Origin of the sequence: Dickeya ananatis (assembly GCF_019464615.1) — a bacterium.
GTDB lineage: Bacteria > Pseudomonadota > Gammaproteobacteria > Enterobacterales > Enterobacteriaceae > Dickeya > Dickeya oryzae.
Map to the genome: position 1 here is coordinate 716,508 of NZ_CP040816.1, position 19,430 is coordinate 735,937.

Below are 19,430 nucleotides of genomic sequence, written 5' to 3' on the forward strand. Positions count from 1 at the left end.
CCTGTGAGATAAATTATGGGATAAACCGGGTCGAAGTGGGAAGAGATAGGATGGTTAGTGTAATTCTCTTTCAGCATGTGAAAAAATCAGGCCGTCGAAAAATTCAGAGAAAATTTGTGTTCGGCCTGTCGAGTGAATGTTATTCCGCGTCCTGGTCATCGTCAAACAACCTGCCTTGCATCCGCGCCAGTTCTTCTTTTCTGACACGTTTCACAACGCTGTATACCCATTGCAGCGAGCATCCGAATTGACGCGCCAGTTCGTGATGGTTATGGCCATTGAACGCAGCGAAAATCTGGCGGTCGCGCTGGCTGACTTTCCATGCCATGCCCATAGGGAAATAGACATTTTGCCCGCCCCACACCTGCATCATCTTGCTTGCTACAGCCTCGCCGATCTGCTCCGCCACTTCAGGGCTGATTGTATCAACGACTTCACGAGCTGTGATTGCTGTATGCTGCGCCAGTTCAATAAGCAATTCTGGCCCCTTGCTGCGGAAGTTGTTATCACCGTTCATGATACTTTCCTCGCGTTGAGTTCCCGATGTTGCCACTTCTTCAGCTTCTCAATTACATGGCTGGCCTGTTCTGAATTAAGCCATTGCAAACCATCAATACCGGTTTCCCGTCGTACAAACGCCGCTAGGGCGGCCTCAGAGCGATCACGGACAATGCCCTTATCTGCCATTTCCAGCCACAAAGACCGGATTTTCCGAGACTGGGGCGCATCGTCCAGTTTGCGGCCAGTTACAGCCTTTTTAGCGGGCTTAACCTTGAAACCACGTCTTTTCATCGCTTCAAGTACCACAACTAACTGCGGGACTGTCATGTCCCGCGTAGAGTTTTTCTTTGTCGTGTTGGCCAGAACCTGGCGATAGGTATCATCGTCGATGCGCAAATCACGCTTGGCGATATGAATGAGCTTAATTAACTGGGTTTTGTTCATCTATTTTCTCTCAATCTTCGCCACAGCATCCTGCCCCGCGCCATTAACCGCATGATGCAATTTGGCTTCTTTGCCTGCCTGATACCCAGCCCAGCGAGCGTCTTCATCCCCCCGGCATTTCTTAGCCTCACGGCTTTTCAGCGTACTGAAACCATCGCCTTCAAGTTTTATCTTGCGATAGGATTCCATCAGGGTTTTCTCTCGTTCATTAACTGAGAAGGCGCTGATTGCCTTCCACGCTCCAGATATCCACCCTTCGCAGAACTGGTCGGCACGATTGATCTTGGTGCTGCGTTTGATGCTTTTGCGCAGGGATGCGATGTAATCAGTCCTGGCCCCGCGCAGTTGACGGGTTAAGACATCAAAACCATACGCAGCAATCTGCGGCCTTTCGTTCGGACCATAAAAAACAACGGATCTCCCTAAAAACGACTGAGTGTAGTAACAGTGCACGCCGAAGGCGTGGCACAGTAAGTTGGACAGATACACCACATATTGTGGTAACTTTTCGGCGTGAGACGGTGAATCCTTACTACCGGATTCCTTTATATCCATAAGGTCAATATCTGATTCATTCAGTCCATGAGCACGCATCAAATTTTGTGCCTGGCTGATGGCATTTGCCGCCTCATTTTCGTTTGTGCTCCGGCGTGCCAGATTCAACAGCTTCTTAATTTTTTCCAGGTATTTTTCTTTATTGCTGTCCGACATATCCCACCCCCAGTCGTTCTGCCAGACGCTCCAGCTTTTTCTGCTTCTGGAAGTCAATTAACTTACCCAGCCCGTTGAGACGGAATTGCTCGATCATAATTTCGACATCTGCCATTTCACTGGCCATATCGACCTCGTTACCGAGGCCGTTGACATTGCGTGATGCGGCGGCGGCCAGTTCTGCCGCCTCCTCAATCAGTTTCAGCAGTTGAGATTCAGGCCCGAACTTCTGCAATGCCAGTTGATATAACGACGAGCGGTTATTTAATGGAATGCCTTTCATTTCTTACCTCACTCAGGGTGATTTCGACATGCAGAAACCCACGACACTGATGCCGAAATAAAATTTAAATTATGTTTAACTAATTAGATGGCAGCTATATCCAGAGGTATATTTATCAATTTTCCGCTAGCATCTTTTTCTCGGAAATTAATATAGGTTTTGGATACTGCAACCTGTAATGACTCGGAAATTGCATCCATGGCTTTCAGCCAGCGTTCATCATCGATTTTGATGCGCCGTAGAGAGAGTATGCGTCCTGTGTTAAGTTGCCCCTCTTTATCTACCTGAAACGCATCAGTGATTAGCGCTCGCAAGTTGTCGTTAGCTCCCTCAGACCACTCAGTGACACACTCGTCAATCAGGTCTTTTGCAATCTGTAATTCAGGCCCAAATGTCAATGAATCCTGTACTTTAATTGTGATTTGCATACTGCCATCAAAACTGCTGAATGACACATTACCTTTGGCTCCACCACGAGTACGCCCGTATTTCTCCGCGACCAGATCCAGCCATGCGTAACACTCATTGAATGCCCGGTTTTTGAATGTCGTCAGTTCAGCGCTTTTTAATTTCGCAGCAGCTACCTGCTCTTTGACAAAAGAGTCCATTGCCAAATCATAATCAGATATCTGATTAATCGGGACTAAACGCCCCTTACGGTCTGGCATGTACTCTGCTTTATTAATACCAGTCATGATATAACTCCTTATTAATGCAACGATTCGGACCAGATAATACGACAACCATTTCGCTCAAACTCCCCTTGTCGAAAATGACCATTACTAGCATGGCCAACCAACACATAGCGGGCTTCACCACTGTTAATCATCGTTTCACAATGAACATTCCTGGCGATGCGAATGACAGGCTTATTTCCCTTAATCATTACGCTTTGGACGGTAGCATTCATAGCGCGTAACAAAACCATGGCTTCCTGTACGTTGGACAACTGCTCTGTAATATTGGGAATCGACTTCATTTTCTGACCCTCTGTGATTACTTTACTGAGGCCCATATATTTACCTCGCTCAGTGATAATTTTTCCTGTCCGTTTCTGTTCCGGTTTCTGTTACTAATTTTACTGACTGAACCTGGCGCAATAACTGTGCATTGGCAGCGCGAGTGAGCGCGGGCAGTCCTTCGTGAATCAGGCACATCATGAGCAACACCAGAGCGTTGTCATTTTTCGCTGCCTCTGTTGTGGTGGTAATCGCGATATCTACATCCATCATGCCGTTCGCCAGAATGTCTTCGCTTTTTTGCTCAATACTGATGACGATTTTTCCCATGATTAAATTCCTTTCACTACGTCCGCATTAACTACCGGAACGCCGATATCGGCAGCCAGATTCATCGCTGCTATCACAAGATTGCTGACAGCCAGCGGATACAGCAGGCTGACGCTTTTGCGCCCGCCGAGCTGATTACTCAGCCGTGCACGGATGGCGTCGATAGCGCTGGCATCAATAATGTCGGTCAACTTTTTCCCGGCGCGGGCCAGCTTGAACGTCAGGAACTCTTCCAGGCTGTTGTCGAGTGGCAGCAGTTCAACCACTTCACAGCGCTGGACGACTTCACGCACCTCCATATTGCGTTCAGAGAGCTTTGTAGCCAGTTCGGGCTGACCAATCAGCACGATTGACAGCAACTTCTTAAACCCGCTTTCCAGCTCGAAAAAACGCTTGAGGTGCTTCAATGTCGGAATGGGTAGGCTATGGGCCTCCTCAATCACCAGAACGTGGCTGTAGCCCGCATTGCTGCTGTCCTTCAGTACACGGTGTAACTGACGATAGCGTGCCTCCTGCGACCGCTTGACACCCTCCAGCGGGGCGATGGTGTTGATAATCGCTTCTGCAATGGCGGCGGCTTTCAGCGTCTTGCCTTTAACGTCGTTGTCTTCCATCGCAATGATGTACGGCTCAATGACAATCACTGGCGCGTTTTCGCGGTTGATGCGTTCGATAAGGTCACGGCGCAGTGTCGATTTGCCTGCGCCAGACTCACCAATAACCGCCATAAAACCGCCATGCCTGGCGGTCTGGTAAAGCGCTTCGCGCACATAGCGGATATCAGGCGTAGTAAACACATCGTCGGCACCCTGCATGGCGTCGTCAGCGAACGGATCGCGAAACAATCCGAATGCCTTTTTTGTCGCTGGAAACAGCACCTGTTTTTTGAGTAACATATTCTCCTCCGTTGTGAGATCTGTTGTATCTGCTGTGCGGGATGTGCCGTCCTGCACAGCATCAAAACTACGTTGTGTTTCAATGCCATTAGCCGACAGAAAGGCTGTCAGACGTTGGCGGATTTCCCCGGTGTTGGTGCGTGGCCACTGGTCGTGATTAAGAATTTGTGCAAGTGTGGCCTCTGACACTGCGATTCCTCTTGCGACAACGGCCTGCGGCAGTCGCGCATTCTTCAATTGTTCTTTCAGTACCAACATGCTCACCCCCCTTTCTTTTAGTTGCCGTTGACGATGTTGATAACGTTGGATGCCGGAGCCATCAGTGATGACACAACATCATCCAACTGGTCTTCAGGTACGCCATTCGGGTACTGAGCAACCAACTTGCGGTAGTGTTCCGGCGTCCAGTTATGGCCGCTGGCAGCGAACTTCTCGCGCAGGGCTTTTGCGGCTTCAACGTGGGTCAGTGGACGTTGCTCAATACGCGGCCCGCGCACATCTGATGCCTGACCACGGCGCGGCATAAATGTCGGCAGCGTGGCGTCGTCGATGTGTTTATACGGGTCAAGTTTTCCGCTGAACGGCAGCGCCTTCGCCTTGCGTGCTGCTGCCGCGTCGGTGGCGTTATCTGTACCTGTCACCAACTGTTCCAGTTGCTTGGCTGCTGTCTGAGCGGGCGTGTCCGCCTGGGCTTTGTAGCGCTCGCCGATAACGGCAGCGGAATCAGCGAAACCGAATTCGTTCTTGGTGACTTCATCAACCAGGAAAAACGTTTCATGGCCATCTGCGCCAGTCAGCACCACCTGAGCAGCGTCAGTGCGCCACGGGTTGCGGGTGATCAACAATTTCTCGCCCACCATCACGCCGGGCACGGTAGACACGTCGTATTCAATGCCCCGGAATGAAACGCGAAGTTTTGGCGTGATTTTGCGCTCTTCCGGCGTTGCCACAGCAAGCTCGCGGCAGACTTCGATGGATGGCGCTTTTACCAGTTGCTCTGCGGTGATTTTTAGCCAGACGTCGGTGCGGGTTTTACCGTGGCGGCTGTGTTTAGCGGTGGCGTTAAAATGCCCCCGCCAGTTCTTTGCCAGTGTATTCAGCTCATCCAGGCTAAATACAGGCTGGAACTTCAGGCCCGGTTCCAGCTTGCGTTCGATAATGTCACGCGCCTTTTCAACACTCCCCGTAGAGCGGGCCGCATGGGCCTTGTGCGCCATCAAATCAATGCCCAGCGCCCGGCACAGGTTCTTTGTCATACCAGCGGTGTTAGCTGAGCCGGGGTCGAGGTAGAGGATTTTTGGCACGCCGTGCAGTACATCGGCACCGCTGCGCTCTTGCATGGCGTTAATCAACACAGAACACAGGTTCTCGCCGGATTCAGCGCCCATCACATACTCGACGTAGATCCAGCCGCTGGTGTGGTCAGTGATTTCATAACTCCATACCCGATCACTGGCGATACGAGCCACATTACCCGGCTTGTTCTTGTAAAATTTGGCGCTGTCCATCACCTGCAAACCCTGATTGCCGTTGCTGAGGTAGTACAGCGTGCAGAGCGAGGCATCGATTTGCCATACGTGGTTGGGGTGGAGGCTGGCCATCTCAGTCACCGGGGCGGGTTGGCTTAACTGGTCAGGGTGCAATCCATAACCGCGCAGGGCGCGGCTGATAGCAGTTTCAGATAACGGGATAAACTCACCGGTGGATTCATCCAGGCGGCCTGCCGTAATCATGCCGTTGGCCCGCAGTGCTTCAACGGCATCCGCGATGCTATACAACCGCTTGCCGTTCTTACGGGTGGCTTCCATCAGTGTGGCAGATATCACGGCGGCTTCGTCACGCGTCAGGGTGCTTTGCCCGGCGTCAGTACGCTTTTTGCGTTTATCCGTCACTGTGACCTCCTTAATCTTGCGTAACAGCGTGGCGCGTGACATCCCAAGTTCCACACAGGCAGCGTCATAAATAGCGCCACGTCCACCGTGCCCCGCCTCGCGGGCGGCGCGGGCGATGGCCACCAGTTTTTCGAGCAGGGCAGCACTCATTTATGCTTCCTCGCTATTCATCCAGTCCGGTTTTTGTATCTGCGGCTCGGGTTCATCCAGAAATGCAGGTCTGTCAGTACCTGTGGGCGAATCGTGCAGGTCAAACGTTTCCCGCAGAGAGCGAACCTGCATTTCCAGCTCGCAGAGCAACCCAGACATAAAGTTTTTGGGGACATCAATAAAGTTTTCAGCGCAATAGGCGACAAGCGTTTCAAACGCATTGGCCAGTCGAACTGTAATCGCCGATTCGGCATCGGTAGCAACGCCTGCAACCTCGGTACGCAGGCGCTTGACTTCCTCGTCAGGCTTGGGGGGCTGGAGACGGGATTTCTTTTCCAGCTTTGTTGAAAGTGTGTCAATTTTCTCGTTTTTATCGGCCAGCACGCGCTGCTGTGCAGCGTTGGTTTCACGGGCTTCGCGCAGAGCGGCTTTCAGTTCCCGGCTGGTCATGCGGTCGATATCGTCGAGTGTCATTCCAGCGATAGTGCCTCCATCAGTTAACTCGATAAGTTCTTCATCACTTTCGGTCATTAACTCAAAGAGCTTCGTTTTACCCAAAAGCGCAAGCGCTTGCGCTTTTGACTCAAGTTTTGGTGAAAGATATTTGAGAGACGCCTGCATCATTACCTGTGCAGTACGCTTTGACAGAGACAATTGAGATTCAACTATCTCAATAAAGTCGCCATGAGGCTCATTCTCTTTGAGAATTACCAGTCTCTTACCCGCCTCCAGCATGGCTTCCGCAGATTGCGCCATATAAAAACGCGCTTCGTGGATGATGCGATCACGTTCATACGGCAGGCCATCACCAAATTGCTGCATAACCTGCATCCGGTGTTCGGTCATTGCATTCAGTTTTACATTCAGTTCGCCCGATAACGGAGCGTCTTCCACTAATTGAGACGGTTCTTGTTTTGTACGTGCCATCGTTCTTGTTCCTTATTAGCGGCCGCCAGCGAGAAGGCGCTGGTTCATTTCGTTGATTCTGTCCTGCGCACGCGCCACTTCGCTGGCGTGCGCGTGGGCTATTTGCAGTGTCTGCATAGAGAGGGCAAAGCGTCCGTTGTCCAGTTTTTGCGCTAACCCTTCCTCGATCAGCGTATTCAGTGCGCGGTTAATATTGGCTGGCGAGTCGTCTAACGCAGCGGCTAACTCGCTGTTTGACAGCCCCGTGAGGGTGTGGCCTTTCAGGGCTTTAAACACCTTGAGAATGCGGGTGCCAGCGCTGGAAACGTTCAGTTTGCTCATACATTCCCCTTTTTCTAATATGTGATAATCTGTTTCCTATAATGGAAGGTGTCAGGCTGCGGGCTTTAGGCCGAGCTTGACTGCAATCTCGTGTGATTTGCCGTAGCGGGCTTTTACGAAGCCGTTGAGAACGCGGTATACCGCTTCGCGTGAATAGCCGTTTTCTGCGGCCCATGCGGTGACTGTGATGCCGTGTTGCTGAAAGCGTTGTTTCACCTGTTCGGGCGTCATGTTATGGCCTCCGATTGTGCAATGATTGTTGATTGATATGTGTTAGATTATGCGACCGATTGGGTACATAGTCAAGGGACCGAATGGGTATCATGGATAATTTAGAGCTTGCTTCGATTGGTGTGCGAATTCGTCAAGTGCGTGGAAATCTTTCTCAGACTGAGTTTGCATCCAGACTAGGCATTGAACGGAAAAGTGTTTCTCGCTACGAGGCTGGTGATCGCGCACCAGATGCGTTAGTCATTCTTCGCCTACTAAGAGAATTTGGTGTGGATCCCACATGGTTGTTAACTGGCGATGGGGATGGCCCAGAACTGACGTCTGATGAACAAGAGATGTTGGGTTATTTCCGCAATGCCCCACTCGCAGTCAAAGCAGCAGCGTTGGCAGCATTGCAGGCTGGAGTGTCGTCGCACACACCTAATGGGCAGGTATTTAATGGCGACATTACTGGTCAAGTTGCTGGTAACCAGATAATCAATAATGGCGTGATAAAAAATAAAAAAAATCGTTAAGCACAGAGGGATTAGATGCATCAGGAGTTTAATGGAACAGCAAACGGGCAATTTTCTGCCAGGGATATTATCAACATTCATCATCAGAATGAGCCTGTATCCGAAGATGAGCAATTGCTGCCAGCACAGCGCCAGCGTTTACACCAGCTATTAGATGAAATTAGCGCTATCAGTGGTGAGGCTAAAAAAGACCTCTGGCGAGCTGTTCACGCTCATATTGATGTGCGTAGCGTTCACTTCATCACAACCCAAAAATTCCATAAAGCCGAGATATATTTAGAGAAGCGCTTGGCAGATGCAAAACAAGCTCGTGAGTGTAAGCGCTTAGTTGCAGAGATTTTGCGGTTAACCGCAGAAAACAAAAGTGTGGCGCGTGATCGGTTTTGTTTGCGCACTTTTGGTACAAAAATGCTCAATGATTTATCACGCGAGCAGTTACAGGCTGTATTTAATTTTTTCGATAACGAACCTTCGCCCCATTACCAGGAACGGGCGATACAGCTGGGTGCCCCATGGCAGAAAGTCGTCATGTCGTACCCGAAATTATTTATTGTCATCTTTCTAGCTGGTTTTTTTTCGTCATTCTTATTCAGATAGCTGTTAGATGAGTAAAACATAATCGATACAAGGATTTTTATGAAAGATTTGTTTATTTTCATAGGTTTTATCATTATCTGGGTTTTTGTCGCGAAGTATCTTTCACGCAGATTTATAAATAAAGGTCACAAAATCTGGTTAAGCAAGGCCAGTGGTATTTGTGTGGGTTTTGTTGCTGCCTTCGCATTCTTAATAGCTGTCATTCCTAATGTACCCAACGAGAAAGTAGCACCAGCACCAGCACCAGCACCAGCACCAGCACCAGCACCAGCACCAGCACCAGCACCAGCAGAGCAGGCTGAAGCCGATACAGTCAAAAAACCAGAGAAATATTTCGACATCACGCCACAAGAATTTGCGAAGCGCATGAATACCAATCTGGTCAAATTGCAATCACCATTTAAGCTGAAAGTGGTTATTACGTCCGGTCCGGTTAACGATACGTTTAACTACATGTTTAATGATCGGCTTGCTATTGTTGGAACAGTATCAAAATCGAATGGGAAACTAGCTGGTGTAGTATTGATGCTGTCAGGTGATGGCACAGCAGAGTCAGGGTTACATGTGTTTGCTATCGCAACGTCAGCCTATTCTGCACTACTGGGTAAAAACGAGTTGGGCACGGGAGTGCCAGCGAATTTAGTATTGGACTTGTTTAAAAAGGAATCTGGGGATGCATCTAAAATATTAAATAATATAAAATTCACATTGGTTAAGAGTGAAGAGATAGGGAACCTGCTCACGGCTGAACCATTATAAATACTATCCTAATGCCCTTTAAAATCCCCACGTAACACAATCCGTCATGCTGTCTCCACTACATAAAAGGAGACAGCTATGAACCTCAAAAAATTCCGCATCAAACGTCTGGAGCGTCTTTTCGGCTGGCAGATTACCGCCGTTCTGCTGCTGGCTGTGATTGCACTGGTATCGCCGCAACAACTCCCCGTCGTCATCTACAAAATCGCCCTGATTACGCTTGCCGCAGTGCTGGGGTACTGGCTTGACCGTTCGCTATTTCCCAAAGCAGCCATCGGCCAGTACCTGAAACACGAACCCGCGCTGATGGATATCGGCCTGTATCCCATCAAACCCGGCCATCACATGGTGTTTGCCGCTGCGCTGATTCGCCGGGCGATCATCGTTGCGGCGGTGTGTCTCGCTGTGGCAATGGGGCTGTAATATGGGCTGGCCGCAAATCACTTTCATCATTCTGCTCGCCTTTGGTCTGGGCGTAACAGCCATAAAACATGGCGAACCACGCAACGATAAATACAGCTTCTGGTGGCAGCTTGTGGCCAATCTGGTGATTGCCTGGCTGCTCTGGTGTGGCGGCTTCTTCAGCCAGGCTCATGCCGCACAGCTGCCCGCTGCCGCACAGCAATACCGCAACGACGTGATCCGTAACGCCCGCCTCGACTGGGGGCTGAATGCCCCAGTTGCTGACTTTGCCGCCCAGTTGCATCAGGAATCCGGCTGGAACCCGCGAGCGGTGTCGCCCGTTGGCGCTCGCGGCCTGGCGCAGTTTATGCCGACAACCTCAGAGTGGATCAGCAATGCTATTCCCGCCCTGGCAGCTAATCAGCCGTTTAACCCAGCGTGGGCCATCCGGGCGCTGACCAGTTATGACCGCTGGCTCTGGCAGCGCATCAGTGCTGCCAACAGTTGCGAGCGGATGGCCATGACGCTATCGAGCTATAACGGCGGGCTGGGCTGGGTACAGCGCGACCAGAAGCTGGCTGCCCAGCGCGGGCTGGACAGTCAGCGCTGGTTCAGCCAGGTCGCTACCGTTAACGCCGGGCGTCATGCCGCCGCCTGGCGGGAGAACCGCCATTATCCGCAGCGCATTCTGCTGGAACTGGCTCCGCGCTATCTCACCTGGGGAGGCCGTAGCTGTGTTGACCGGGCTTAATAATCTTCCCTGGAAATTGCTGCTCTGCATCGCAGCCGTGCTGGTCGCGTTGGGTTTTATCCATCATCGCGGCTATCAGCAGGGTTTTACACGGGCTGAGACAGAGGGCAAAGCGGCGCTGGCCACATTGCAGGCCGACTACACCCGGCAGGCCCAGCAGCACGCGGAGCGGGATAACGCTGCGCTGGTCGCATTACAGCAGCGCTACCAGCAGCAGGTGCAGACTGCGAATGACGCCGAGCAGAAGTACCTCACAGTCACTAAAAATCTGCGTACCCAGAACGAAAACCTGAAGAGGAAAATCGACGATGTTACCCAACTCTGGATTGATGCTCGCGGCCAGGCTCACCCTGTGCAGTGCGTGTTTACTGCTGGCTTCGTGCAGCAATACAACGCCGCCTTTGGTCTCGACGCTGGAACAGGAATTGCCGCCCCTACCGGCTGGCCTGGCGACGCGCCCGCAACCGCTGGCTCCGCTGACGCCCGGTTACGCGAATCAGGCGTCACACAGCGCGACGTCCTCGCACACGGCATCGACACCGGCGAGCGCTACCAGCAATTAGTGGCGCAGATTAACGGCCTGCTGGATTACATCAAGGCGCTACAAAACAGGAAGGGAAAATGAAAATTGAAGTCGAGTTCTGGCAATTAGTAGGCCTGTTGCTGGGTTTTTTAGGGTTTGTATTTGCTGCCGGAAAAATTCTGCTAGCGCAGATAGAACAGCGCCTGAACGAGCGTTTTGGTGCGCTGGAGCAGGCCCGTTCTCAGAGCGAAAAAGGTTGGCAGCGGTTGGAGCGTGAATTCCTGGAGTTCCGCGCCGATCTGCCGGTTACCTATGTCCGGCGTGAGGATTACATCCGTGGACAGACGGTGATCGAGGCCAAACTGGATGCGGTTTACAACAAACTGGAACTAGTGCAACAGCACCGAATGAATGGAGGACAACATGGTTGATATCGCCCGTGCACGCAGAGAGGGACTGCGCTGGAGTTTGCTGGTTGCACTCAACAAAACTCGGCCGTACACCGCCAGTGAAACACTGTTACTGGATGTAGCGCAGGCTATTTACCCGGATACCACCCCGTTGGAACTGCGCCGGGAGCTGGATTACTTGTCAGACCGCAAGATGGTCGATTTGACCAAGCGCCCCAGTGGTGACTGGTTTGCAGACCTGACACGCCTGGGCGTTGATATCGTCGAGTACACCGTGGAATGCGGGCCGGGTATCGCCCGCCCGGAAAAATACTGGAGTGAGTGATGGCCAGACGCAGCACTATCGACAAACTGCCGGATGATGCCCGCCGCTGGCTTGAGCGTGCGCTGACCGAATCGGGCTTCAGTGGCTATGCCGAACTGGAGAGCCTGCTGCGTGAACAGGGTTACGTTATCAGCCGGTCGGCCATCCATCGTTATGGCCAGAAAATCGAGCGCCGTTTTGCGGCAATTCGTTCAGCAACTGAAGCCGCCCGGATGCTGACTGAGGGTGCAACTGATGATCAGGATGCGCGTTCGGAAGCGGTGATAGCGCTGATACAGACCGAGCTGTTCGAGAGCATCGTCCAGTTGCAGGAAGCTGAAGAGGGAGAGATTGATCATAAGGAGCGTGTCGCTCTCTTGTCGAAAGTTGCAAAAAACGTGGCCACACTTTCGCGTGCCTCCGTCAACCTCAAAAAGTACCAGGCTGATATTCGGCGTGAAGCCCGCGAAGAATTACTGCGTGAACAGGCTGCCGCGCTGGATAAAGCAGCGAAAGCCCAGGGGTTGGGTGAAGAGCAAGTTCGATTCTGGCGTGAGAAGGTTCTGGGCATACGATGAAAGAACTCAGTAGCACATTACGAATCGTTGAATGGGAAGAGCTGCCACCACGAGCCAGAGATATTCCCGAAAGTTTCAATCCTATGACAGATGGTGTCTTGATGGCCCATCAGGTGAGTGTATTGAAAATTCGGAAGTCTATCCTGGCTGTACCAAAAGGTCGTCGTACCGGGATAACGTTCTCATTTGGTTTTGATGCCGTTCTGACGTCTGCGGCCAGAAAGAACAGCGGTGGTATGGATGTATATTACATTGGCGATACCAAAGAAAAAGGTTTGGAGTTCATTGGCTATTGCGCGAAATTTTCCCGCGTCATTGCCGAACAGCAAGCTGATTCTGTCTCAAAAATCGAAGAGTTTCTGTTTGAAGATCAGGATGACGAGGGAAATACCCGCCGTATAACCGCTTACCGAATCCGGTATGCTTCCGGTTTTCAGGTTGTCGCACTTTCATCCCGACCCGCTAACATCCGTGGTTTGCAGGGTATGGTCATCATTGATGAGGCTGCATTCCATCAGGATGTCCAGGGTGTGCTGGACGCCGCTACCGCTTTGTTGATCTGGGGAGGGCGTATCGTTGTTATCTCTTCACACAACGGGCGCTCCAATCCGTTCAATACATTCGTAACCGACATTGAGCAAGGGCTTTATGGGGACGACGCAGCGGTCTATACCGTGACGTTTGATGATGCTGTCGCGAACGGTCTGTTTGAGCGTGTGTGTTTCATGAAGGGGGAAGAACCCACTCTCGAAGCGAAATCTGCGTGGTACAGCCGTATCCGTAACGCCTATGGCCCCAGAAAAGCAGCTATGCGCGAGGAGCTGGATGCAATACCTCGTGACGGAAACGGTATTTGTATTCCTGGTATTTGGATTGAAGCGGCCATGCCTCCTGGTAATGATCGGGTAGTGCTACGCCTGACTCTGGATGATGACTTTTCTACTAAGTCTCGTCAGGAGCGTGAAGCCTTCGCAACAGACTGGATTACTCGTTACCTGGAGCCAGTTATTGCCAGACTTGATCCGACTCTGCGCTATGCCGTAGGTGAAGACTTTGCCCGCCACCGTGATTTTTCATCCGTCGTATTGTTGGCAGTGATGCCCAATTTGTACCGACGGGTTCCACTCATCATTGAAATGCATAAAGTTCCCACACGACAACAGGAACAAATTCTTTGGTATTTACTGCGCACATTGCAACGATTTACGGGAGCAATGGATGCAACTGGGCCTGGCCAAACGCTGGCTGAATATACTGCCGATGAATTTGGCACAAATCGTATCGCCCAGATTAACCTCAACCGTTCCTGGTATGGGACATGGATGCCAAAGCTGATTCAAGCATTTGAGGATGGTGTGATCACAGTACCCGCTGACGACAACGTGAAGCAGGATTTACATAGCATCGAAGATATTGACGGCATCCCGATGGTTTCCCCAGTTCGTAAAGAAGATTTAAAAGACCCTGAGTTATATCGTCATGGCGATACGGCTATTGCTCTGGTTTTAGCATGGTATGCCTCTGTCGCAATGAATGCTGGCCCGGTCACCGTCAATTCACGCCGCCGCCGTTCGTCCACCCGTTTACTGGAGAATTACTAATGGCACGAGGCATCTGGGTGTCCCCCACTGAATTTGTCAATTTCGCCGAGCCGAGCCAGTCGCTGACAGCGCAGATTGCCGGGCGTGAGCGGTCAATGGATTTCGCTGCATTCGGCATGTATCTGCCAAACCCCGACCCAATCCTGAAGGCGCAAGGGCGCGATATCAAAATCTATCGGGAACTGCGCACCGACCCGCTGGTCGGCGGCTGTATTCGTCGGCGGAAGGCGGCGGTGAAAGCGCTGGAACGCGGTCTGGAGCGCGGCACAGCCCCGGTGCGGGTATTTAACTTTGTGCGCGATATGCTGGCTGATTTGGATGTGTCGCGCATTATCGGCGAGATGACGGACGCTGTGCTCTACGGCTATCAGCCGTGCGAACTGATGTGGCAACGCAGTGCGAAAGCCTGGTCGGTGTCTGATGTGGTTGGCAAGCCGCCGGAATGGTTCATGTTCGATTCATCCAACCAGTTACGTTTCCGGGCGCGGGATGCGGGGCTGAATGGTGAAGCCGTACCACAGTACAAATTCCTGCTGCCCCGGCAGGACGCCAGCTATGACAACCCGTATGGTTTCCCGGATTTGTCGATGTGTTTCTGGCCAGTGGCGTTCAAGAAAGGCGGCTGGAAGTTTTGGGTGCGGTTTGCTGAGAAATATGGTTCGCCGTGGGTCATCGGCAAACACCCGCGCGGTACAGCTCAGAGTGAAATCAACACGCTGCTGGATTCACTGGAAGCGATGATTGAAGACGCGGTGGCTGCCATCCCGGATGACTCGTCCGTGGACATCAAAGAAGCGGCGGGCAAATCTGATTCCAGCGAGATTTTCCAGAACCTGATCCGGGAATCACGCAGTGAAATTGCGATGGCGCTGCTGGGGCAGAACCAGACGACAGAAGCCAGTAGCAATAAAGCCAGCGCCCAGGCCGGACTGGAAGTGACGGCGGATATCCGCGACGGTGATGCCGATATCGTGACAGGTGCTATCAACCAGATGATCCGCTGGGTGGTTGAGCTGAATTTCGGTAGCGTTGACAGCCCCGTTTATCAACTGTGGGAACAGGAATCCGTTGATGATGTGCTCGCCACGCGAGACGAGAAACTGAGCCGTGCCGGGGCGAAATTCACCCCACAATACTGGAAACGGCAATACCAGCTTCAGGACGGCGACATCGACGAGACGCCTGCTGCCGGGGTGGCCGGGGCACTCCCCCCCGAATTTGCCGAAGCCGTGGCCGCTGACATGACCGCACAGGATACGCTGGATGAGGCACTGGATATTTTGATGAACGGGGGCACGCTGACTACGACGCTTGAGCCGGTGCTGGCTCCGCTGTTTGAGCGGGTTCAGGCGGGCGTTCGTCCGGTTGATTTGCTCGGTGAACTGGCTGAGCTGTATCCGCAAATGGGCAGTGATGACCTGCAAGAGCGGCTGGCCAGGGTTCTGTTCGTTGCTAACATCTGGGGGCGGCTGCATGAGCGCAACAGCGGCTGACCTGGCGTACTGCATGACCCTGCCGCCGAAGCGTGCAATGCAGTATCTGCGTAAAAAAGGGTTTGCGATTAGCTGGGACTGGGAAGAAGTCTGGCAGGAGGCCCACGCAAGGGCGTTCACCGTGGCCAAAGTCACCCGGCTGGATATCCTTGAAGATATCCGCGCCGCCTTACAACAGGCACTGGACGAGGGCAAGACCGGCAACTGGTTCCGCAAGGAGCTTGAGCCTGTTTTGCAGCGCAAAGGTTGGTGGGGGCCGCGAGACACGACCGACCCGGTGACGGGTGAGCCGGTCACTATTCAGCAGGGTAGCCCGTGGCGGCTCGATACCATCTTCCGTACCAATATGTCTGTGCTCTACAGTGCGGGCCGCTGGGCCGAGCAGATGGAAAACGTCGATGACCGTCCGTTCTGGATGTATACCGGCATCAACGACAGCCATACACGGAAGAGCCACCTGCAACTGCACGGCAAAGTATTTAGGTTCGATGACCCGTTCTGGCAGGCGTTCTATCCGCCAAATGGGTGGCGCTGTCGCTGTTCGGTGATTGCACTGAGTCGTGATGATATCCGGGCGCGTGGCCTGAAGGTTATTGAGTCTGCCAACATGATGGGCTGGTCGTTGAAACTGGTCAGCGAAAAAACCGGTGAAATGCAGCAGGTCGCTACTTTCAAAAGCGGTGGTCATGAGGTGTCAACGGATGTCGGCTGGTCATATGCGCCGGGTGCGGCGTACCGGCCTGACCTCGCTCGGTATCGTGGCCCGTTGTCAGGGCTGGCAAAACAGGAGTTAACACCATGAGTACTGTCTCTGTCACTATCAATGACCGCGAGCTGCGGCGCGGGTTGCGTGCGCTGGAGATGGCGGCAACCGACATGACCCCGGCGATGCGTAAAATTTCCGGAACGTTGCAGACTGAAACTGCACTGAATTTTGGCGATGAGGGGCGACCGAAGTGGCTGGTGTCATTGGCCGCAGAAGACCGCAGTGGTCAGACGCTGAGAGACACGGGCAGGCTGGCTGCGTCAGTATCGACAGACTATGATTCCAGTCATGCGACTATCGGCACCAATGTTGTCTATGCCGCTATCCATCAGTTTGGCGGCAAGACTGGCCGTAATGAGTCGGTCGAGTTACCTGCCCGTCCGTACCTGCCGATTGATGCCGACGGTGAGCTGCAACCTGAGACAGTCCGCTCGGTTCTCGATACGATACAGCGGCACCTGGAATCAGCGGCTCATAGTTGATTTTTCGCATTGCCGGTACGCAGATGTGCTGCGTGCTGGCAATACGGGCTGAAAATCCTTTATAAAGCCTTTACAGGCTGGCTTTCTGCCCACCTCTCACCTCGCCATGTGGTAGTGTTTTCTAAACGCCATTAAAATCCGTTTTTCTCACCATCGATGACACTGACCCTGTTTAACGAAAACAGGACGGTGTTATGCCTTTACACATTTTCAAATCCGGCACCCATACCGACATGCACGGCACGACATTGCCGTTTACGCCTGCTGATTTGGCTGCGTGTGCAGCAGCCTATGACTCGGCAGTGCATGAAGCGCCGATTGTGGTGGGCCATCCGAAGACGGATGATCCCGCCTATGGCTGGGTCGCGTCACTGTCGGCAACGGGCAGTGACCTGCTGGCCGAACCGGCGCAGGTTGACCCCCAGTTCGCCGAGCTGGTCACCGCCGGGCGCTATAAAAAAATCTCCGCGTCGTTCTATCTCCCGGACAGCCCGAACAACCCGAAACCGGGCGTGCTGTATTTGCGTCACGTTGGCTTTCTCGGCGCACAGCCACCGTCAATCAAAGGACTGCGCTCTGCGGCGTTCGGTGAGCAGGAAACCGGCGTTGTGGAATTTGCAGACTGGGGGCTGATGACCAGTGCCAGCCTGTTCAGCAGATTGCGCGATTTCATCATCAGCAAGTTCGGTCTGGAAGACGCAGACACGGTGTTGCCGCCCTGGCAACTGGATGCCCTGCGCGATGAAGCCGCGAAAGTCCCCCCGGCGGCGTTTAGCGAGCCGCCACATTTACCATCAAACGAGGATTCGACAGTGACAGAAGAAGAAATTAAAGCGATGCAGGCCGAAAACGCCCGGCTGAAAGCCGACGCGGACGCGCGGGCGAAAGCGGATGCGCAGCGTCGTCAGGAAACGGTTCACACCAGCAATGCGGCGTTTGCAGAAACTCTGGTGGCGAACGGCACACTGGCACCGGCTGCACAGTCGGTGGTTGTCGCGCTGCTGGATGCGGTTTCAACGGGCGCCACGCCGATGGAGTTCTCCGAAGGCGACGTGACCCGACCGCTTGCGACGGCGTTCAAAGACCTGCTGAGTGGCGCTACGCCTGTGCTGCTGTTTGGTGAGCGCGCAACTAAGGTGCGTGTGCAAGACAACAATGCCGTACCTGTCGAAGCCGAGTTCGCCGAAGCCGACCCGGCTCGGCTGGCTCTGCACAACAAGGCTAAGGCACTCGCTAAAGCCGAAGGCATCAGCTACGACGCTGCTGTCACCCGCTGCCTGTAATTTAAGGAAAGGAAACTATGTCTGACTATTTGAGAGGCAAACGCATCGTTGACCCGGTGCTGACATCAGTCGCACGCGGGTATCGCAATGCTGCCTTTATTGGCGAAAACCTGTTTCCGGTCGTTCTGGCCGAGAAAGAAGGCATTATCGTGCCGCTTTTCGGGAAAGGGGCGTTCGTCGAGTACGACACCGAGCGTGCTATCGGGGCGGAAAGTAACGTGCTGCTGCGCGAGAAATCCAGCTCGATGGATATCGTGCTGAACGAGCACGACCTGGCGGCACCGGTTGATTACCGTGAACAGGCGGAATCGCTGTTCAACGAAGAAGCGAAAGCCGCCCGCCGGGCAACGAACGGTATCGACTTAAAGCGCGAGCTGTATGCGGCACGCCTGGCGCAAGACCCGAAAATCTACCTCGACAAGTCAAAGAAATCACTCGCGGCAGCAGAGCGCTGGGCGGGTGGTAAGGGCCAGCCCGTCACGTTGATCGAAGAGGGCATTGAGGCGGTCAGGAACGCGATGGGAGTGCGTCCAAATGTGATGACACTCGGCGCAAGCGTCATGGCTGCGTTGCGCTATCACCCCGCTATCCAGGCGCAGATCGGGGCCAATGAACGTAAACGCATCACCGAGCAGATCCTGGCGGATATTTTCAATATCCCGAAAGTGCTGGTCGGTGGCGCTGTCAGTTCCCCGGCTGTCGGGAAAGACCAGTCTGACATCTGGGGTGACTCACTGATGCTGCATTACGTCGCACCGGTTACCGCCGGGGCGGAAAGTGCTGACGAGAATGAACCCTCTTTCGGCTACACCTTCCGCCGCCGTGGTATGCCGGTTGTCGATAAATACAACGGCGCGGGCGGCAAAGTGAATTACTGCCGGTATACCGATATCTACAAAGTTGCGGTAGTTGGTGGCGATGCCGGGTATCTCCTTACCAACATTCTGAAATAACGGGGGCATCATGAGTGCAACACAGCAACCTGTTTTGACCACCACCATCGTGGCCACCGCCGCGCTGACCGCACAGCGGTTTGTCGGGGCAGATAATGCCCCGTGTGCGGCCGGGGCGATTGCGCTCGGTGTGGCTGAGGTGGACGGTGATGCCGATACGGCAATACCGGTCAATGTGCTGGGGATTATTGCCGTTGAAGCCGGTGCAGCTATCGCACGCGGCCAGGCTGTCCAGTCCGACGCCAGCGCCCGTGCTATCCCGCAAGTCGCTGCTGCCGGTGAAACGCCTGCCGGTGTATCGAACGGCATCGCACTGGATGCGGCGACCGCCGAGGGCGACATCATCCGTATCCTGCGCGGGGTGTGAC

The 19,430-nt window shown here is 53.3% G+C and carries 28 protein-coding genes; 16 read left to right on the forward strand and 12 right to left on the reverse strand.

Annotated features, from left to right (window positions below):
* Positions 1-139: 139 nt before the first annotated feature.
* From FGI04_RS03150 to FGI04_RS03205, 12 genes are all read right to left on the reverse strand, one after another.
* Positions 140-517, reverse strand: coding sequence for a Mor transcription activator family protein (locus FGI04_RS03150; RefSeq protein WP_016941478.1), 378 nt, complete (start codon positions 515-517; stop codon positions 140-142).
* On the reverse strand, positions 514-945 hold the full coding sequence (locus FGI04_RS03155) for a gp16 family protein (protein ID WP_407336224.1): 432 nt from the start codon (positions 943-945) through the stop codon (positions 514-516). Before FGI04_RS03155 ends, FGI04_RS03150 begins: the two co-directional genes overlap by 4 nt.
* Positions 946-1,656, reverse strand: a complete 711-nt coding sequence (locus tag FGI04_RS03160) for a DUF2786 domain-containing protein (RefSeq protein ID WP_407336225.1) — start codon at positions 1,654-1,656, stop codon at positions 946-948.
* On the reverse strand, positions 1,640-1,939 hold the full coding sequence (locus FGI04_RS03165; protein ID WP_024105296.1) for a nucleoside triphosphate pyrophosphohydrolase family protein: 300 nt from the start codon (positions 1,937-1,939) through the stop codon (positions 1,640-1,642). Before FGI04_RS03165 ends, FGI04_RS03160 begins: the two co-directional genes overlap by 17 nt.
* Before the next feature lie 83 nt (positions 1,940-2,022).
* Entirely contained in the window at positions 2,023-2,634 is a 612-nt protein-coding gene (locus tag FGI04_RS03170) for a DUF3164 family protein (RefSeq protein ID WP_407336226.1), read from the reverse strand.
* 14 nt (positions 2,635-2,648) lie between these two features.
* Positions 2,649-2,918 (reverse strand): HI_1482 family protein, encoded by a 270-nt coding sequence (locus FGI04_RS03175; RefSeq protein ID WP_407336227.1) that lies wholly within the window; start codon positions 2,916-2,918, stop codon positions 2,649-2,651.
* 49 nt (positions 2,919-2,967) lie between these two features.
* Positions 2,968-3,228, reverse strand: a complete 261-nt coding sequence (locus FGI04_RS03180; RefSeq protein WP_407336228.1) for a hypothetical protein — start codon at positions 3,226-3,228, stop codon at positions 2,968-2,970.
* 2 nt (positions 3,229-3,230) lie between these two features.
* Positions 3,231-4,382 (reverse strand): ExeA family protein, encoded by a 1,152-nt coding sequence (locus FGI04_RS03185; protein ID WP_407336229.1) that lies wholly within the window; start codon positions 4,380-4,382, stop codon positions 3,231-3,233.
* 17 nt (positions 4,383-4,399) lie between these two features.
* Positions 4,400-6,166 carry an integrase gene (locus FGI04_RS03190; protein ID WP_407336230.1) on the reverse strand — a complete coding sequence of 589 codons (1,767 nt, stop codon included), beginning with the start codon at positions 6,164-6,166 and terminating at the stop codon, positions 4,400-4,402.
* Entirely contained in the window at positions 6,167-7,093 is a 927-nt protein-coding gene (locus FGI04_RS03195) for a DUF3102 domain-containing protein (protein ID WP_407336231.1), read from the reverse strand.
* Between the two features lie 15 nt (positions 7,094-7,108).
* Positions 7,109-7,414 carry a helix-turn-helix domain-containing protein gene (locus FGI04_RS03200; RefSeq protein ID WP_038907909.1) on the reverse strand — a complete coding sequence of 102 codons (306 nt, stop codon included), beginning with the start codon at positions 7,412-7,414 and terminating at the stop codon, positions 7,109-7,111.
* A 51-nt stretch (positions 7,415-7,465) separates the two neighbouring features.
* On the reverse strand, positions 7,466-7,645 hold the full coding sequence (locus FGI04_RS03205; RefSeq protein WP_016941489.1) for a BcepMu_gp16 family phage-derived protein: 180 nt from the start codon (positions 7,643-7,645) through the stop codon (positions 7,466-7,468).
* A gap of 92 nt (positions 7,646-7,737) precedes the next feature.
* On the opposite strand from FGI04_RS03205, the gene FGI04_RS03210 reads away from it, so the two are divergent.
* The 16 genes from FGI04_RS03210 (at position 7,738) to FGI04_RS03285 (ending at position 19,429) form a co-directional block, all read left to right on the forward strand.
* Entirely contained in the window at positions 7,738-8,160 is a 423-nt protein-coding gene (locus FGI04_RS03210) for a helix-turn-helix domain-containing protein (RefSeq protein ID WP_407339990.1), read from the forward strand.
* Between the two features lie 15 nt (positions 8,161-8,175).
* Complete coding sequence (locus tag FGI04_RS03215) at positions 8,176-8,757, forward strand: hypothetical protein (RefSeq protein WP_407336233.1); 582 nt, start codon at positions 8,176-8,178, stop codon at positions 8,755-8,757.
* 39 nt (positions 8,758-8,796) lie between these two features.
* Positions 8,797-9,516, forward strand: a complete 720-nt coding sequence (locus tag FGI04_RS03220; RefSeq protein WP_434964877.1) for a hypothetical protein — start codon at positions 8,797-8,799, stop codon at positions 9,514-9,516.
* A gap of 78 nt (positions 9,517-9,594) precedes the next feature.
* Positions 9,595-9,939, forward strand: a complete 345-nt coding sequence (locus FGI04_RS03225) for a putative holin (protein WP_407336237.1) — start codon at positions 9,595-9,597, stop codon at positions 9,937-9,939.
* A gap of 1 nt (position 9,940) precedes the next feature.
* Positions 9,941-10,669: a transglycosylase SLT domain-containing protein gene (locus FGI04_RS03230; protein ID WP_407336238.1), complete on the forward strand. Its 729-nt coding sequence runs from the start codon at positions 9,941-9,943 to the stop codon at positions 10,667-10,669.
* A complete protein-coding gene (locus tag FGI04_RS03235; protein WP_407336239.1) occupies positions 10,653-11,294 on the forward strand; it encodes a hypothetical protein in 642 nt (213 codons plus the stop codon). Before FGI04_RS03230 ends, FGI04_RS03235 begins: the two co-directional genes overlap by 17 nt.
* Entirely contained in the window at positions 11,291-11,623 is a 333-nt protein-coding gene (locus FGI04_RS03240; RefSeq protein WP_039558121.1) for a hypothetical protein, read from the forward strand. Before FGI04_RS03235 ends, FGI04_RS03240 begins: the two co-directional genes overlap by 4 nt.
* On the forward strand, positions 11,616-11,927 hold the full coding sequence (locus FGI04_RS03245) for a hypothetical protein (RefSeq protein WP_407336240.1): 312 nt from the start codon (positions 11,616-11,618) through the stop codon (positions 11,925-11,927). Before FGI04_RS03240 ends, FGI04_RS03245 begins: the two co-directional genes overlap by 8 nt.
* Positions 11,927-12,484, forward strand: a complete 558-nt coding sequence (locus FGI04_RS03250; protein ID WP_407336241.1) for a DUF3486 family protein — start codon at positions 11,927-11,929, stop codon at positions 12,482-12,484. The genes FGI04_RS03245 and FGI04_RS03250 overlap by 1 nt, the downstream gene beginning before the upstream one ends.
* Positions 12,481-14,085 carry a hypothetical protein gene (locus tag FGI04_RS03255; RefSeq protein WP_407336242.1) on the forward strand — a complete coding sequence of 535 codons (1,605 nt, stop codon included), beginning with the start codon at positions 12,481-12,483 and terminating at the stop codon, positions 14,083-14,085. The genes FGI04_RS03250 and FGI04_RS03255 overlap by 4 nt, the downstream gene beginning before the upstream one ends.
* Positions 14,085-15,578, forward strand: a complete 1,494-nt coding sequence (locus tag FGI04_RS03260) for a DUF935 domain-containing protein (protein ID WP_407336243.1) — start codon at positions 14,085-14,087, stop codon at positions 15,576-15,578. Before FGI04_RS03255 ends, FGI04_RS03260 begins: the two co-directional genes overlap by 1 nt.
* On the forward strand, positions 15,559-16,380 hold the full coding sequence (locus FGI04_RS03265) for a phage head morphogenesis protein (RefSeq protein WP_407336244.1): 822 nt from the start codon (positions 15,559-15,561) through the stop codon (positions 16,378-16,380). Before FGI04_RS03260 ends, FGI04_RS03265 begins: the two co-directional genes overlap by 20 nt.
* Positions 16,377-16,826 (forward strand): phage virion morphogenesis protein, encoded by a 450-nt coding sequence (locus FGI04_RS03270; protein ID WP_407336245.1) that lies wholly within the window; start codon positions 16,377-16,379, stop codon positions 16,824-16,826. Before FGI04_RS03265 ends, FGI04_RS03270 begins: the two co-directional genes overlap by 4 nt.
* Before the next feature lie 194 nt (positions 16,827-17,020).
* Positions 17,021-18,109, forward strand: coding sequence for a peptidase (locus FGI04_RS03275; RefSeq protein ID WP_407336246.1), 1,089 nt, complete (start codon positions 17,021-17,023; stop codon positions 18,107-18,109).
* Positions 18,110-18,126: 17 nt separating this feature from the next.
* Positions 18,127-19,062, forward strand: coding sequence for a major capsid protein (locus FGI04_RS03280; RefSeq protein WP_407336247.1), 936 nt, complete (start codon positions 18,127-18,129; stop codon positions 19,060-19,062).
* Between the two features lie 10 nt (positions 19,063-19,072).
* The gene (locus tag FGI04_RS03285; protein ID WP_407336248.1) at positions 19,073-19,429 is read left to right on the forward strand and encodes a DUF2190 family protein; all 357 of its coding nucleotides are present in this window, start codon (positions 19,073-19,075) and stop codon (positions 19,427-19,429) included.
* The last annotated feature ends 1 nt before the right edge of the window (position 19,430 follow it).